At 74.1% G+C, this 15,379-nt stretch carries 12 protein-coding genes; 6 read left to right on the forward strand and 6 right to left on the reverse strand.

Annotated features, from left to right (window positions below; genetic code table 11):
- The first annotated feature begins 3 nt into the window (after positions 1–3).
- Positions 4–540 carry an arginine repressor gene (locus ACFV3E_RS09545; RefSeq protein ID WP_499510863.1) on the forward strand — a complete coding sequence of 179 codons (537 nt, stop codon included), beginning with the start codon at positions 4–6 and terminating at the stop codon, positions 538–540.
- A 19-nt stretch (positions 541–559) separates the two neighbouring features.
- Here the strand turns inward: ACFV3E_RS09545 and ACFV3E_RS09550 are convergent, their stop codons facing one another.
- Genes ACFV3E_RS09550 through ACFV3E_RS09565 form a run of 4 tightly spaced genes read right to left on the reverse strand, consistent with a single transcriptional unit; the run spans position 560 to position 4,082 of the window.
- The gene (locus tag ACFV3E_RS09550; RefSeq protein WP_500534170.1) at positions 560–1,339 is read right to left on the reverse strand and encodes an SDR family oxidoreductase; all 780 of its coding nucleotides are present in this window, start codon (positions 1,337–1,339) and stop codon (positions 560–562) included.
- Positions 1,340–1,373: 34 nt separating this feature from the next.
- A complete protein-coding gene (locus ACFV3E_RS09555) occupies positions 1,374–2,150 on the reverse strand; it encodes an FAD:protein FMN transferase (protein ID WP_500534171.1) in 777 nt (258 codons plus the stop codon).
- Between the two features lie 2 nt (positions 2,151–2,152).
- Positions 2,153–2,689 carry an FMN-binding protein gene (locus ACFV3E_RS09560; RefSeq protein WP_500534172.1) on the reverse strand — a complete coding sequence of 179 codons (537 nt, stop codon included), beginning with the start codon at positions 2,687–2,689 and terminating at the stop codon, positions 2,153–2,155.
- Between the two features lie 7 nt (positions 2,690–2,696).
- Positions 2,697–4,082 (reverse strand): ferredoxin reductase family protein, encoded by a 1,386-nt coding sequence (locus ACFV3E_RS09565; protein ID WP_500534173.1) that lies wholly within the window; start codon positions 4,080–4,082, stop codon positions 2,697–2,699.
- A 278-nt stretch (positions 4,083–4,360) separates the two neighbouring features.
- Between ACFV3E_RS09565 and ACFV3E_RS09570 the strand changes: the two genes are divergently transcribed.
- The 4 genes from ACFV3E_RS09570 (at position 4,361) to ACFV3E_RS09585 (ending at position 9,174) form a co-directional block, all read left to right on the forward strand.
- Positions 4,361–5,554 carry an argininosuccinate synthase gene (locus ACFV3E_RS09570; protein ID WP_499510858.1) on the forward strand — a complete coding sequence of 398 codons (1,194 nt, stop codon included), beginning with the start codon at positions 4,361–4,363 and terminating at the stop codon, positions 5,552–5,554.
- Between the two features lie 90 nt (positions 5,555–5,644).
- Positions 5,645–7,072, forward strand: coding sequence for an argininosuccinate lyase (argH, locus tag ACFV3E_RS09575; protein WP_500534174.1), 1,428 nt, complete (start codon positions 5,645–5,647; stop codon positions 7,070–7,072).
- Between the two features lie 99 nt (positions 7,073–7,171).
- On the forward strand, positions 7,172–7,729 hold the full coding sequence (locus ACFV3E_RS09580; protein WP_500534175.1) for a TetR/AcrR family transcriptional regulator: 558 nt from the start codon (positions 7,172–7,174) through the stop codon (positions 7,727–7,729).
- Positions 7,726–9,174 carry an MFS transporter gene (locus ACFV3E_RS09585; protein ID WP_500534176.1) on the forward strand — a complete coding sequence of 483 codons (1,449 nt, stop codon included), beginning with the start codon at positions 7,726–7,728 and terminating at the stop codon, positions 9,172–9,174. The genes ACFV3E_RS09580 and ACFV3E_RS09585 overlap by 4 nt, the downstream gene beginning before the upstream one ends.
- A gap of 48 nt (positions 9,175–9,222) precedes the next feature.
- On the opposite strand, the gene ACFV3E_RS09590 is transcribed toward ACFV3E_RS09585, so the two are convergent.
- Complete coding sequence (locus ACFV3E_RS09590; protein ID WP_500534177.1) at positions 9,223–9,945, reverse strand: hypothetical protein; 723 nt, start codon at positions 9,943–9,945, stop codon at positions 9,223–9,225.
- A 161-nt stretch (positions 9,946–10,106) separates the two neighbouring features.
- Between ACFV3E_RS09590 and ACFV3E_RS09595 the strand changes: the two genes are divergently transcribed.
- A complete protein-coding gene (locus ACFV3E_RS09595) occupies positions 10,107–14,528 on the forward strand; it encodes a tetratricopeptide repeat protein (protein ID WP_500534178.1) in 4,422 nt (1,473 codons plus the stop codon).
- Positions 14,529–14,573: 45 nt separating this feature from the next.
- Here ACFV3E_RS09595 and ACFV3E_RS09600 read toward each other — a convergent pair whose 3' ends face one another.
- Entirely contained in the window at positions 14,574–15,230 is a 657-nt protein-coding gene (locus tag ACFV3E_RS09600; protein WP_500534268.1) for a lysophospholipid acyltransferase family protein, read from the reverse strand.
- Between the last annotated feature and the right edge of the window lie 149 nt (positions 15,231–15,379).

Here is a 15,379-nt window from a genome sequence, read left to right on the forward strand (position 1 = left end):
ACGATGAGCGAGGCGCAGCAGCAGGCCGGCGGGGGAGCCGCCGCCGTACCGCAGACCCGGATGGCACGCCACCGGCGGATCGTCGACATCCTGAACCGGCTGCCGGTGCGGTCCCAGAGCCAGCTCGCCAAGCTGCTCTCCGACGACGGGCTGAGCGTCACCCAGGCGACGCTCTCCCGTGACCTCGACGAACTGGGCGCGGTGAAGATCCGTACCAACAACGGCGAACTCATCTACGCCGTGCCCAGCGAGGGCGGTTTCCGCACCCCCATGGCGCCGCTCGGGGAGTCGGTGAAGGAGGAGCGGATGAGCCGCCTCGCCGGCGAGCTGCTGATCTCCGCGGAGGCCTCGGCCAACCTCGTCGTCGTCCGCACCCCGCCGGGCGCGGCGCAGTTCTTCGCGTCCGCGATCGACCAGGCCGAGGTGTACGACATCCTCGGCACGATCGCGGGCGACGACACGGTCATGCTGATCAGCCGCGACCCGGCCGGCGGGCAGGCGGTCGCCGACCACCTGCTGCGCCTGGCCGCGGGCGGTTAGGACCGGGCCCCGGGCCCGGTCAGACGACGGGGCTCAGGCCCCCGTCGAAGTTGATGCCGGTGCCGGTGACGTAGCCGGCCCGGCCGGACAGCAGGAAGGCCACCAGGTCCGCGAACTCCTCGGCGCGTCCCACCCGGCCCAGCGGGATGCCGGACTCGCGGCCCATCGTGGCGTACAGCTCCTCGACGGTGATCCCGCGCTCCTCGGCCTGCCGGGTCCACTGGCCGCTCTCGACCAGGCCGACGAGCACGGCGTTGACCCGGATGTTGTCGGGCCCGAGCTCCTTGGACAGTGCCTTGGTCAGCGCGAGGCCGGCCGCGCGGGAGACCGAGGTCGGGGTGCTGCCCGCGCCGGGGGCCTTGGCGGAGACGGCGAGGGTGTTGACGACGCTGCCGCCCCCCGCGGCGCGCAGGTGGGAGAGGGCCAGCCGGGTCAGCCGCACCGCGGCGTGCAGCTTCAGCTGCAGGTCCTCCTCCCACACCGAGTCGTCCTGGCGCTCGAAGAAGCCGGCCGCGCTGCGCCCGGCGTTGTTGACCACGGCGTCGATCCGTCCCCAGCGCCCGTCGGCGGCGGCGACGAAGCGCTCGAGGTCCTCGGGGCGGGTGACGTCGGCCGGCACGCCCAGCACGTCGGCGCCGGTGGCGCCCAGTTCCTTCACCACGTGCTCGATGCGCTCGGGGTCACGTCCGCACAGCGCCACCTTGGCGCCCTCGGCGGTCAGCCGCCGGACAAGGGCCGCGCCGAGTCCGTCGGACCCTCCGGTGACCAGCACGACCTTGCCGTTCAGTTGCAGATCCATGTGACGCATTCTTGCCACCTGGAACAGCTGATCGTCAAGCGCTCAACTTGGCGACGAAACGCCCGAATCCCGAGGTGTGCCAGGTCGTGCCGTCGGGGGCGACGGCGAAGGCCTCCACATCGGGGAGTCCTTCCAGCCATTCCCGGGCCCGGCCGCCCATGGCGTAGCCGGCCGTCGCCCAGGTGTCCGCCTCGGTGAGGGAGGCGCACACCACGGTGAGCGACGCGAGTCCCCCGGCGGGCGGCGCACCCGTGTGCGGGTCGAGGATGTGGCAGCCGCGTTCGGCGGGACCGGAGGTGGCGACGGCCAGCTCGCCGTCCGCCTCGACGACGGTGGCCAGCCCTCCGGGCCGCAGCGGATCGGCGATGCCGACCCGCCAGGGGCCGCCGGTCAGCTGGACGTCGCCGCCGCCGTTGAGGCAGACCTTTCCGGCGCCCGCCGCCGCGATCGTCCTGGCGGCCCGCTCGACCGCCCAGCCCTTGACCAGGCCGGTGGGGTCGAGCGCGGTGCCGGGGCCCGCGTAGCGCGGGGTGAACCAGCCGTCGGTGCGGCGCTCGGCGTCCTCGCACAGCCCCAGGACCTCGCGCACCTCGGGTGAGCACTGCGCGAGGGCGAGTTCACCACGGCCCAGCCGGCTGATCTCGCTGTCGGCACGGAAGGTGGAGAACACCGCGTCGACCCGGTGCAGGCCCGCCACCGCCTCGTCCAGGGCCGCCCGGACGCGCGGCTCGCGGGCACCGCGCACGTCGAAGGAGAACACCGTCCCCATGCAGTGCTCCACGTGCCGCAGGCGCGGAGGGTTGTCGGACATCGTCAGGCACCGGCCTTGTCCAGGGCGCTCTGCAGCGACTTCCGGTAGCCCTCGCTGGTGAAGGAGGCACCGGAGACGGTGTCGATCTGCGCGCTCTGGGCGGTGACCGCGGCCTGGTCGAGCTGCGGGACGGCGGTGGCGGTGAGCTGGTCGCTGGTGGGGGTGCCCGAGGGCGCCTGGACGGCCGCGGCCGAGACGATCCGCCCCCCGTCGACCGTGATCTTGACCTGGACGGGGCCGTAGCTGGTCTGCGCGACGTCCCCGATGACGGTCTTCCGCGCGGGCGCGCCGCCCTGCTTCCCCGGGTCCTGCGCCCCGCCGGTGCCGCGTCCGTCCGCGGGGGCCGAGGCCACCGGCACCGACGGGTCCGGGCCGGCGGGCGAGGGGGCCGCGGAGACCGGCGGCACCTGCTGTGCCGGGGCCCCGGCCTGCGAGGTGAAGGGCGCCGTCGTCGGCTTCAGGGCGAGCAGCAGCACGACCCCGGAGACGGTCGTCACGCTGCTCAGGAGGATCCGGCGCAGCGGGTGCTTCTTCTTCACTCGGACCTCACATCTCGAAGGACTCGTGGTGGATACGGCGTTCGGGCACGCCCGCCTCGCGCAGCGCGGAGTACGACTCCTCGGCCAGCCCCGGGGGGCCGCACAGGTACACGTCGTGCCGGTCGATGTCCGGCAGCATCCGCCGCAGTCCCTGCGCGGTGATCTCCGGGCGGGCGCCGCCGGATCCGTTCACCGCGTACACCAGGCGTGCGCCGCGTTCGGCGGCGATCTCCTCCAGCTCCGCCCACAGCGCGAGGTCCTGCCTGCTGCGGGCCCGGTACAGCAGCGTGAGGTCGCCGGGCGCGGCCGGCAGCGTCTCGAACAGCGCCCGCAGCGGGGTGATCCCGGCGCCGCCCGCCAGCAGCAGCACCTTGCCGCCGCGGCGGCGGGAGGCCGTCATGGCGCCGTAGGGGCCCTCGGCCCACACCCGCGTGCCGGGTTCGAGCGAGGCCAGCGCGGAGCTGTGGCCGCCCACCGCCTTGACGGTGATCCGCAGCAGGTCGGGCCGGGGCGGCGCCGACAGCGAGTACGGGTTGGCGCTCCAGCGCAGCCCCGGGGCGAGGAAGCGCCAGCGGAAGAACTGGCCGGGCTCGGCGCCCAGGCGGTGCAGCCGGCGTCCCGTGATCAGCACCGAGACCACGCCCGGCGCCTCCTCGACGGTCTCCGCGACCCGCATGCGGTGCCTCATGTTGAGCCGGACCGGCACCAGCACCCGGTACCAGAGGACCAGCCCCGTCACCGAGCCGTACAGCGCGTACCAGATGCCACGCGCGGTGGCGCTGCCCGCGAACTCGGCGCCGGTGGCCAATTGGTGCCAGAAGGTCAGGTAGACCGCTGCGTAGGTCAGCAGGTGGACGTAGTACCAGGTCTCGTAGCGCAGCCGGCGGCGCAGGGCGCCCGCCGAGACGAAGCCGATGACCAGCAGCAGCACGGTGCCGGCCGTCGCCTCGATCATCCGCGGGTAGTCCAGGACCACGGAGACCGACTGCTGTACGAGCGGCTGCCCGGACTGCTCGGAGTAGCCCCACAGGATCAGCGCGACGTGGACGACGACCAGGCAGACGGCGTACCGGCCGCTCATCGCGTGCCAGCGGGCCACCCGGTCGCTGCCCACGCGCCGCTCCAGCGCGGGGACGCGCGCCATCTGCAGGACGACCAGGGCGATGGCGTAGCCGCCGAGCAGGCCGGTGATCCGGCCCGCCGCGGTGAGCCAGCCGGCCGTGGTCGGCTGGATGTAGGGGGTGTTGCCCCACCACAGCCACACGACCCCGGCGGCGCCCGCCCAGGCCAGGAGGAGCAGCGGGATCGCGGGGGAACGGCGGGGCCGGATCCGGCGCATGGCCTGCCGCCTGCCCGCCCTGCTGTTGTGGATCATCGTGGTCGTGGCCGCCATGCGCATGGGTACGCGCGGCTCCGCGCCCCTGCTCAAAGCCCGGTTTTCCGCCACGCGCCGTGCGCCGATGTGGTAATGACGTGCGCTCCGCGGGGCGGCCGGGCACCGGTCCGATCGTCCGTGGCGCGGCTGTCGCGGGGAGCGGCCGGCACGCCGGTGAGCTGCGGCGACACGGCCGATTGACGAATCATGCGGGGGAGTGCATACTTATACCCATCAGCGTATGCATCACCATCGCCGCCATACGCACCGGACCTCGCGCACCAAAGGAGAGACCCGTGACCGAGCGCGTCGTACTCGCCTACTCGGGCGGACTGGACACCTCCGTCGCCATCGGATGGATCGCCGAGGAGACCGGCGCCGAGGTCATCGCCGTGGCCGTGGACGTCGGCCAGGGCGGCGAGGACCTGGACGTCATCCGCAAGCGGGCGCTCGCCTGCGGCGCGGTGGAGGCCGAGGTCGCCGACGCCAAGGACGAGTTCGCCGACGAGTACTGCCTCCCGGCGATCAAGGCCAACGCCCTCTACATGGACCGCTACCCGCTGGTCTCCGCGCTCTCCCGGCCGACCATCGTCAAGCACCTGGTGGCCGCCGCCAAGAAGCACGGCGCCTCGATCGTCGCCCACGGCTGCACCGGCAAGGGCAACGACCAGGTCCGCTTCGAGGCCGGCATCTCCTCCCTCGCCCCCGAGCTGACCTGCATCGCGCCCGTCCGCGACTACGCGATGACCCGGGACAAGGCGATCGCGTTCTGCGAGGAGAAGAACCTCCCCATCGCCACCACCAAGAAGTCCCCCTACTCGATCGACCAGAACGTCTTCGGGCGGGCCGTGGAGACCGGCTTCCTCGAGGACATCTGGAACGCCCCGATCGAGGACGTCTACGAGTACACCCAGAACCCGGCCGGGCCCCGCGAGGCCGACGAGGTGGTCATCACCTTCAAGCAGGGCGTCCCGGTCGCCATCGACGGCAAGCCGGTCACCGTCCTGCAGGCCATCCAGCAGCTCAACGAGCGCGCGGGCGCCCAGGGCGTCGGCCGGATCGACATGGTCGAGGACCGCCTGGTCGGCATCAAGTCCCGCGAGGTGTACGAGGCTCCTGGCGCGATCGCCCTGATCACCGCCCACCAGGAGCTGGAGAACGTCACCGTCGAGCGCGAACTCGCCCGCTACAAGCGGCAGGTCGAGCAGCGCTGGGGCGAGCTGGTCTACGACGGCCTGTGGTTCTCCCCGCTCAAGCGGGCCCTGGACGGCTTCATCGACGAGGCCAACCAGCACGTCACGGGCGACATCCGGATGACCCTGCACGGCGGCCGCGCCGTCGTCACCGGCCGGAAGTCCGACCAGTCCCTGTACGACTTCAACCTGGCGACCTACGACACCGGCGACACGTTCGACCAGTCGCTCTCGAAGGGCTTCATCGAGATCTTCGGCATGTCGTCGAAGATCGCGGCCAAGCGCGACCTGGCCTAGTCAGTAGCCTCGACCACGGCAGCCCGCCTCCCCGCCCCTGCCGGCGGGGAGGCGGCCGCACATCCACCCCCGAGGGAAGCGAGCAGACCAGTGAGCACCAACAGCGGCGACGTCCGGCTCTGGGGCGGCCGTTTCGCCGACGGTCCCGCGGAGGCGCTGGCCAAACTCTCCGCGTCCGTCCACTTCGACTGGCGGCTCGCGCCGTACGACATCGCCGGCTCCCGCGCCCACGCGCGCGTGCTGCACAAGGCGGGCCTGCTGAGCGACGTCGAGCTGACCCGCATGCTCGCCGGCCTCGACCAGCTGGAGTCCGACGTCGCCGACGGCTCCTTCACCGGGACCATCGCCGACGAGGACGTCCACACCGCCCTGGAGCGCGGCCTGCTGGAGCGGCTCGGCCCCGACCTCGGGGGCAAGCTGCGGGCCGGCCGGTCCCGCAACGACCAGGTCGCCACGCTCTTCCGGATGTACCTGCGCGACCACGCCCGGATCATCGGGGGCCTGATCGCCGAGCTGCAGCACGCCCTGGTCCGGCTCGCCGAGACGCACATCGACGTCGCCATGCCCGGCCGCACCCACCTGCAGCACGCCCAGCCGGTGCTCTTCGCCCACCATGTGCTCGCCCACGTCCAGGCGCTGTCCCGGGACGCCGAGCGGCTGCGTCAGTGGGACGTGCGGACCGCGGTCTCGCCGTACGGCTCCGGCGCGCTGGCCGGTTCCTCGCTCGGGCTCGACCCGGAGGCGGTCGCCAGGGACCTCGGCTTCGAGCACGGCTCGGTGGCCAACTCCATCGACGGCACGGCCTCGCGCGACTTCGTCGCCGAGTTCGCCTTCGTCACCGCCATGATCGGCGTCGACCTCTCGCGGATCGCGGAGGAGGTCATCATCTGGAACACGAAGGAGTTCTCCTTCGTCACCCTCCACGACGCCTTCTCCACCGGTTCGTCGATCATGCCGCAGAAGAAGAACCCGGACATCGCGGAACTCGCCCGCGGCAAGTCCGGGCGGCTCATCGGCAACCTGACCGGCCTGCTCGCCACGCTGAAGGCGCTGCCCCTGGCGTACAACCGCGACCTGCAGGAGGACAAGGAACCGGTCTTCGACTCCTGCGACACCCTCGAGGTCCTGCTGCCCGCCTTCACGGGCATGATGGCCACGCTCACCGTCCACCGGGAGCGCATGGAGGAGCTCGCCCCGGCCGGTTTCTCGCTCGCCACGGACATCGCCGAGTGGCTGGTGAAGCGGGGGGTGCCCTTCCGTGTCGCACACGAGGTCGCGGGGGAGTGCGTCAAGGTCTGCGAGGCCGAGGACATCGAGCTGGAGCAGCTGACCGACGAGCAGTTCGCCAAGATCTCCCCGCACCTCACTCCCGAGGTGCGCACCGTGCTGAACGTGCCCGGCGCGCTGGCCGCCCGCGACGGCCGCGGCGGGACCGCGCCGTCGGCGGTGGTGGTCCAGCTCGCCGAGGTCAAGCGGGACCTCGCCGTCCAGTTGGCGTGGGCACAGGCCAAGGGCTGATCCCGCGAGCAGGGAGCCCGGCCGGGTCCGTCCACCCGGCCGGGCTTCTTCGTCGTCGCGCATGAGACACTCATGTCTCATCTGGATTATCCTTGTCTCATGAGCTTCGATCGTGAGCAGGTCCTGCGGGACGCGGCCGACCTGCTGTCGCGGCGTGCCACCGCCTCCATGGACGAGATCGCCAAGGCCGCCGGCATCAGCCGGGCCACGCTCCACCGGCACTTCCCCGGCCGGGACGCGCTGGTGCGGGCCCTCGGCCTGCTCGGCATCGCGCAGACCGAGGAGCGCCTGGACGCAGCGCGCATCGAGGAGGGCGACCCCGTCGAGGCCGTCCGCCGGCTCATCACCGAGGCCGTGCCCGTCTCCGGTTTCCTGGCCTTCCTCTACGGCGAGAACCAGATCTACGACGTCGCCGAGATCAACGAGGGCTGGGCGCGCATCGACGCCCGGGTCGCCGCCCTCTTCCGGCGCGGCCAGGAAGCCGGCGCGTTCCGCTACGACCTGACCCCCGCCTGGCTCGTCGAGGCGCTGTACGCGCTCATCGCCGCTTCGGCCTGGTCCGTCCAGGACGGCCGCATCGCCCGCCTCGACTCCGCCCGCATGGTCGCCGAACTGCTGCTCGGCGGCATGCTGCGCGACCCCCGGAGCGGGTCGTGACCACCGCCGCACCCGTCACCACCCCGCGCCACGACGACCGCGGCCACCCGGGGCGCTGGCTCGCCCTCGGCGTCCTCACCCTCGCGCTGCTGCTCATCGCCGTCGACGCCACCGTGCTCGGCCTGGCCGTGCCCTTCCTCAGCGCGGACCTGCGGCCCACCTCCACCCAACTGCTGTGGATCGGCGACGTCTACTCCTTCGTCATCGCCGGCCTGCTCGTCTCCATGGGCGGCCTCGGCGACCGCGTCGGCCGCAAGCGGCTGCTGCTCACCGGCACCGCCGCCTTCGGCGCGCTCTCCGTGCTCGCCGCGTACGCCACCACCCCCGGCATGCTCATCACCGCCCGCGCCCTCATGGGCGTCGCGGGCGCCACCCTCATGCCGTCCACACTGGCCCTCATCCGCACCCTCTTCCCCGACCCGCGCGAGCGGAGCTTCGCCATCGGCGTCTGGGGCGCCGTCTCGACCGCGGGCGCCGCCCTCGGCCCGGTCGTCGGCGGGATCCTCCTCGAGCACTTCTGGTGGGGCTCGGTCTTCCTCATCAACCTGCCCGTCATGGCCCTGCTGCTCGTCGTGGGCGCCCGGTTGCTGCCCGAGTCCCGTGACCCGGCGCCCGGCCCCTGGGACCCGGCCAGCGTCCTGCTCTCGCTGCTCGGCATGTTCGGCGTCGTCTACTGCGTCAAGCAGCTCGCCGTGCACGGACCCGGACCCGGCGCGGCCGGTGCCGGCGTCCTCGGCGCGGCCTGCCTGTACACCTTCGTCCGCAGGCAACTCGCCCTGCCCAAGCCGCTGCTGGACATGCGTCTCTTCCGGCACCGGGGCTTCTCCGGCGCGGTGCTGGCGGACCTGCTCACCGTGCTCGGGCTCGCCGGGAGCGTCTTCTTCCTCTCCCAGTTCCTGCAGCTCGTCCAGGGCCGCTCCCCGCTCCAGGCGGGACTGTGCGAACTTCCGGCGACCCTCGGCGCCGCCGCCACCGGGCTCGTCGCGGGTGCCGCCGCGCGCCGCTGGTCGGTCCGGGTCGCCGTCACGGGCGGCCTCGGCGCCACCGGACTCGCCCTGCTCGCCCTCCTGGCCCTGCGCCCCGGCACGGGCTACCTCTTCCTCGGCGCGGCCCTGCTGGTCGTCGGCGCCGGAGCCGGGCTGTCGTTCACCGTCACGGCCGACGTCATCCTCTCCAGCGTCCCGCCGCAGCAGGCCGGTGCCGCCTCCGGCGTCTCCGAGACCGCGTACGAACTCGGCGCCGCCCTCGGCATCGCCCTCCTGGGTTCCGTCGTCACCGGCATCTCCGGCGGCCCGGCCGCGGCCGACCCCGCCGCCTTCACCGACGGCCTGCGGGCCGCCTCCGCCGCCGGCGGCGCCGTCCTGCTGCTGGCCGCCACCGCCGCCTGGCGCCTGCTGCGCGGCCAGCGGCTCGCGGACGGCCGGGTCACCCCGGTGGGCCCCTGACGGCCCGACGGTCCGGGGCCGTGCCGTATCCCCGTACCCGGGGCCGGGTCAGCCGGCCCGGGGGTCGTCGAGGGTGAAGACCGTCAGCCACTGCGAGCCGGCGGGCGTGTAGCCCAGGTCCATCAGCGCCGTGGTCACCGCGCGCATGTGCCCCGCGCCGTACAGGATCCCGGCGGTGAACGGCTCGGTACGGCCGGCGCGGGCGCGGTGCACATGCGTCACCGCGTCGATCAGCAGGCGGTCGCGCCGGTGCACCACCAGGTCGTCCGTCCCCGTCCAGAATTCCGCGGCCGCCTCCTCCTCGTCGCTGGGCAGGTCCTCGAGCTGCAGATGCCGGGCGAGGAACCGGCGCGTGCCGAGCAGCCGCATGCCCGCGACGTAGACGGGGATGAGCGCGGCCAGCGTCGCGCGCTCCCTGAGCGGCACCCGCCGCCACCTGTCGTCGAACTCCTCACCGGTCATGTCCGGGCACACCACGGGCACGCCCAGCGTGTCGAAGTCGATGTCCTGGACGACCAGTCCGAGTCGCTCGTGGCCCGCGAGGCTGCGGTACGACCGCGTGAGCGCCAGCGCCGCCGTACCGCCCCGGACGCCCTCGGCGATCACCAGGTCGCACGAGGCGCGCAGACGGGCCGTCACCTCCGCGTAGAACGCCGGCTCCGCCAGGTGGACCATCGCGTACAGCTCGAAGGTCAGCGCCGTCCCACGACTGCGGAAGCGCATGACCGCCGACCGTACCCCTGCCAGCTCCGTGACCTCGATGTACTGCACGCGTCCCCCCGCCCCCGGTGGATCCGTCAATCGCGAGGACGCGCCACGAGGGCCGCGGGGTTGCACCGGCGCCCGCGCGGACCACCGCCCTCAACTCCTGGCGCACGGGGCCGGTTTGCAGTCCGTATGCTGCCGGTACCCGCCGCGGGGGAGGGAGCGCCATGAGCACGGACGCACAGTCCGGCCAGGACACCGACGTCCTGGCCGTCCTGAGGGAGCACACCCTCGAGTGCCGCTACGAGGAGGCCGAGGCCCTCATCGGCGCCGAACTCGCCCGGGCGGAAGGCGACCCGGCACGAACGGCCCGACTGCACGTCGCGCGAGGCCGGTTGCGGCTGCGGCAGTACGAACACTCGGCGGCGCTGACGGAGTTCGCCACGGCCCTGCGCCATGACCCGGAATGCGGCGCGGCGGCGGGGTGGCGCGTGGCGGCCCTCGACCGCATGGGCCGCCGCGACGAGGCCCTGGCCGAGGGCACGGCGGCCGCGGTTCGGCTCCCGGAGGCCGTGGACGTCCACACCGCGCTGGGCTGGCTGCACCACAACGCCTGCCGCTGGGACGAGGCCCTGGCGGCCTTCGAGCGGGCCACCTCCGTCGGACCGCGCCACGCGGAGGGTTGGATCGGCGCCGCGTGGACGCGTGTCGAGCTCGGCGACGCCGCGGCCGCGCTGCGGGGCCTGGAGGACGCCGAGCGCGGCCTCGCCGACCCCGTCGAGGTCCGCAGCGCGGCCGTTCGGATCGCGGCCAACCGGAGCGGCGGCGAGGTCGCCCACGCCAAGCTGGTCTCCGCCCGCTCCCTGGACAGCGACGACATCGCCGTACTGACGGCGGAGGCCAGGTACGAGAGCGGTCGGGGGACGGGCCGGGCCGCACTGGAGGCTGCCGAGCGCCTCGTGGCCCGGTACGGCCGCCGGCCCGACGCGCACGTCGAACACGCCCGCTGCCTCCTCGAACTCGGTCGTCGGGACGAGGCGGCCCTGGCCTGCGACCGGGCGCTGGCGCTCGAACCGCACTGGGGGCTCGCGTGGGAGTACAAGGCCGCGGTGCAGCGGCTGAGCGGCGACCTGGCCGGAGCGCTGGCCACGAGCCGGCGGGCGGTGCGGGCGTGCCGTTACTCGCCGGGCGTCAGGCTCGAACTGGCCCTCGCCGAGCTGGCCGTCGGAGCACCCGACCGCGCCCTGGCCCTCACCGAGGAGGCGCTGGCACTCGATCCCTGCTCCGGCTGGGGGCTGGGCGTCCGGGCCGAGCTGCTGCTGCGCGGCGGCGACGTGGACGGGGCCGTCGCGGCCGTCGCGCACGCGGCGGCGCTGCGGCCCGCCGACCCGGAGGCACTGGCGAGCCTCGCCTGGGCCCTGGGCGTGGCCGCCCGGTACGACGAGGCGCTCGCCGCCCTGGCACGCGCCAGGGAGCTCGACCCCGGCGACACCTCCCTGATCGAGCGTGCCCTGGCCCTGCTGCGCAGCGCCCACCGCTGGGACGACGCGGCGGACATGATCGCCTCGCTGCGCGCCGCGGACCGCACAGGCCACCTGGAGGGCTTGCTCCTGGAGGAACAGGCCTGCCTGTCCTACGGGCGGGAGCAGTACGCGCGGGCCCTGGAGGAGTGCGAGGCCGCGCTGCGGGCGGAACCGGGACGACGCTTCGCGGCCCGCCTGCGCGTGCGGTCCCTGCGCGGGCTCGGACGTCTCGCCGACGCCGAGGCCGCCGCCCGGGAGTGTGCCGAGGCCGCCGCCGGCGACCCCGAGGCCCACGCCCTCCTGGCGACGGTCCTGTTCGCCGCGGGGCGCACCGGCGAGGCACTGGCCGTCGTCGACCGCGCCCTGCTGCTCGACGGCCACTCGGAGGAGGTGCACGGCGCGCGGCTCGACGGCCTCCGGGAGGCGGAACGGTGGGACGAGGCCGAGACCGCCCTGGAGGAGGCCGCGCGCCGCGGCGTACCCGCCGACGTCGTGGCCGCCCACCGTGCCAGGACGGCCCTGGGGCGGGACGACCACGATGAGGCCTTGGCCGCGGCCGAGGAGTGCCTGCGCCTGCGTCCGGACGACGCCGAGGCGCTGGAACTGCTCACCCTGGTGCACCTCGGCCGCGGAGACGGGCCCGCGGCCGAGTCCGCCGCGCGCCGGGCCGCCGCCGCGTCGCCGCCCCTTTCGGCGGCGGGCCCCTGCGTGCTCGCCCGGCTCTTCGGCCAGCTGGACCGCCCGGCAGAGGAGTGCACGGCGTACGAAGAGGCGCTGCGGCGTGAACCGGACGACCGTGACGCGCTGCTCGGCAGACTCTCCGTGCTGCGGAAGCTCGCGCGCTGGGACGAAGCCGAGCGGGCCGCGGAGGAGGCCGCCGGGCTGCGGCCCGAGGACCCGGACGTCTTGATCGCCGTGGGCCGGCTGTACTCGGCGATGGAACGCCCCGGCGACGCGCTGCCGTTCGCCCGGCGCGCCGGCGAACTCACCGACGACGCCTCCGACGCCGTGGCTCTGCTGGCCTGGGTCCTGCGCCGGTCACGGCGCTGGGACGAGGCGGAGCAGGTGCTGCGGCGCAGCGTCGAACGCCGTCCCACGGCGCCGGACGCCCACATGGATCTGGCCTACTGCCTGTGGGACCAGGACAGGGACGCGGAGTGCCTGGAGAGCGTCGACCGCGCCCTCGCCCTGCGGCCCGACCGCGTCCGCACGCTGACCTTCAAGGTGGAGGTGCTGTGCGCGCTGCGGCGGTGGAACGAGGCGGAGGCCGTGGCGCGCCGGGCGCGCGGCAGCCACCCGGAGATCGCCGCCGCGCACGTCGCGACCGCCCAGGTGCTCGCCGGCACCTACCGCCGTGAGGAGGCACTGCCCCACCTCCGGCGGGCCCTGCAGCTCGAACCGGACCACGAGTGGGCGTGCCGGCTGCTGGTCGGCACCCTGGCCGGGCTGGGCCGTTTCCAGGAGGCGGAGCAGGCCGCGGAGGCGCTGCTCGGCCGGGTCCCGGACGCGGTGTCCGTGCGGTGCCGGCTGGCCGCCGTGCTCCGCGAGCAGCACCGGTACGACGAGGCCCTGGCCCAGTGCGAACGCGCCCTGGCCGACGACCCGTACAGCGTGGCCGCCCACGACCAGCGGGCCACCGCACTGCGCGAATGCGGCAGCCTGGACGAGGCCGAGAGCTGCGTCGAGGAGTTCACCCGAGGCCGCCCGCACCTGACGTCCATCCGGTTCGAGCTGGCGGCGGTGCACGCGGAGCGCGGCGACCACACCACGGCCCGGCGGGTCCTGGACGAGTTGCTGGAGTCCGCGCCCGGTCCCCTCGGCCGGGCCGAGGCCCGTGCCGCGACCGGCTGGGTCGCGCTGATGGACCAGCGTCCGCTGGACGCGGTGGACGCCTTCGCGGAGATCCTGCGGCAGTGGCCGCACGACCACGACTTCCGGGTCGGCCGTGCCTGGTCGCTGGTGCGCCTGGCGGACCTCGCCCCCGGCGGCCCGCGGGCGGACGAGCGCCTCGCCGAGGCGGCCGCCCACTGCCGTGCCGTCAGCCGTGAGGACCCGCGCAACGCCGTCGCCCACACCTGCCTCGGGCTGATCGCGCACCGGCGTGGGGAGCCTGCCGCCGCCGAGCGGCACTTCGCCCGGGCCGTGGAACTGGACCCGTACGGGCGTTCCCACACCGAACTGGGCGCGCTCCACGTGCAGCTCGGCCGGTACACGGAGGCCGAGACCGTGCTGCGGCGGGCCGTGGAACTGGACTGGTACGACGTGCAGGCCCACGTCGAACTGGGCAGCCTGGCACTGCACCGGGCTCGGGAGGGCGGAGGCGACGCCACACTGGCGGAGGCGGCCGGCGAGTTCCGCCGGGCCGTCGCGGTGGATCCGGACAGCGGCAGCGCGGCCCTCGGGCTAGCGGTGGCGCTGGCGGAGGGTGCGGGGGACCTCGGCGCCGCCGAGGAGGAACTGCGGCGTGTACTGGGCCGGCGCGGGGTGCGGGACCAGCCGCAGTGGCAGCTGCGGCTCGCGCTCGCGCGCCTGCTGGTGCAGGCCGGCGACGCCGAGCAGAGCGCCGACCGCTACCACGACGCGGGCGTGGAGGCCCGGGCCGCGATCCGGCTGGCCGAGCGCGAGGCCGAACCGCACTTCGTGGCCGGTGTCGTGGAGCAGCGCCTGGGCACGCAGACCGTGGACGTCCGGCTGAAACTGCTCCACCGGAGCCGGGCCCGGCGCTTCCTGACCCGCTGCCGCCGCCTCGACCCGGCGCACCAGGACGCGGAGCGGGCGCTGCGGCTGCTGGAGGAGGACGCCCGGGCCGCCCGGGGAAGCCGGCTGAGCAGCGCGGTGCTGGTGCTCGTGGCGACCGCCGTCCTCGCCGCGGCCTGGGTGGACTTCCTGTGGAAGCACCACGTCACCGCCGTGATGCTCACGACGCTGACGCCGGTGCTGGCCGGGCTCATCGCGGTCGGGTTCCTGCTGCCGGTGCTGATCCGGCTCAAACTCCCCGGGGGGATGGAGGCCGACCTGTCGGCGAGCATCGGCCAGATCTCCCGCGGCCCGCGCGGCGAGGTCGTGCTCGCCTCGGCACGGACGCCCGCGGGCAACGGGCCGGTCGGCCGGATGCCGCGCCTGTGAGCGGGGGCGGAAAGGGCGCGTGGGCGGGGAAGGGGTACGGGGGTGTTACGCCGCCGTCGCGTGGTCCGCGGCCTTGGACGCCTTCGCCTTCGTGGCGTAGATGTCCACGTACTCCTGGCCGGACAGCCTCATCACGTGGCTCATCACCTCGTCGGTGACGGCGCGCAGCACGTAGCGGTCGCGGTCCATGCCCTCGTAGCGGGAGAACTCCAGCGGCTTGCCGAAGCGGACGGTGAAGCGGTGCACCCGCGGGACGCCGGCGCCGCCCGGCTGGATCCGCTCGGTGCCCACCATCGCGAACGGGACGACCGGCGCCCCCGTCATCAGCGCCAGCCGCGACACGCCCGTGCGGCCGCGGTAGAGACGGCCGTCGGGGGAGCGGGTGCCTTCGGGGTAGATGCCGAAGACCCTGCCCTCGTCCAGGATGCGACGACCGGTCATGAGCGCGGCGACGCCGCCGTGACCGCCGTCGCGGTCCACGGGGATCATGCCGACGGAGGTGAAGAAGGCGGCCATCAGCCGGCCCTTGATCCCGGGGGTGGTGACGTACTCGTCCTTGCCGATGAAGAAGACCTGACGCTTCACGACCAGGGACAGGAACATAGAGTCGATGAACGTGACGTGGTTGCCGGCGAGGATCACGGGACCGTCGCCCGGGATGTGCTCCGCTCCCTCGACCCTGGGGCGGAACAGGACGCGCATCAGTGCTCCGAGCAGTGCCTTGAGGATGATGCGGAACAACGGGTCCTCCGGTCGTGGTCGGCGGGAGTCCGGCCGGACGCCCGCGGGGGTTCGCCCACCAGTGTGCGCCTCCCCCGGTGAGGACGATACTTCCGCCACGTCGCGACACG

Origin of the sequence: Streptomyces sp. NPDC059718 (genome assembly GCF_042733315.1) — a bacterium.
GTDB lineage: Bacteria > Actinomycetota > Actinomycetes > Streptomycetales > Streptomycetaceae > Actinacidiphila.

Bases quoted from the DNA above. Each gene is read 5' to 3' on its own strand.
- ACFV3E_RS09545 (WP_499510863.1), top strand. From the start codon at position 4: ATGAGCGAGGCGCAGCAGCAGGCCGGCGGGGGAGCCGCCGCCGTACCG.
- ACFV3E_RS09550 (WP_500534170.1), bottom strand. From the start codon at position 1,339: ATGGATCTGCAACTGAACGGCAAGGTCGTGCTGGTCACCGGAGGGTCC.
- ACFV3E_RS09555 (WP_500534171.1), bottom strand. From the start codon at position 2,150: ATGTCCGACAACCCTCCGCGCCTGCGGCACGTGGAGCACTGCATGGGG.
- ACFV3E_RS09565 (WP_500534173.1), bottom strand. From the start codon at position 4,082: ATGGCGGCCACGACCACGATGATCCACAACAGCAGGGCGGGCAGGCGG.
- ACFV3E_RS09580 (WP_500534175.1), top strand. From the start codon at position 7,172: ATGAGCTTCGATCGTGAGCAGGTCCTGCGGGACGCGGCCGACCTGCTG.
- ACFV3E_RS09595 (WP_500534178.1), top strand. From the start codon at position 10,107: ATGAGCACGGACGCACAGTCCGGCCAGGACACCGACGTCCTGGCCGTC.
- ACFV3E_RS09600 (WP_500534268.1), bottom strand. From the start codon at position 15,230: ATGCGCGTCCTGTTCCGCCCCAGGGTCGAGGGAGCGGAGCACATCCCG.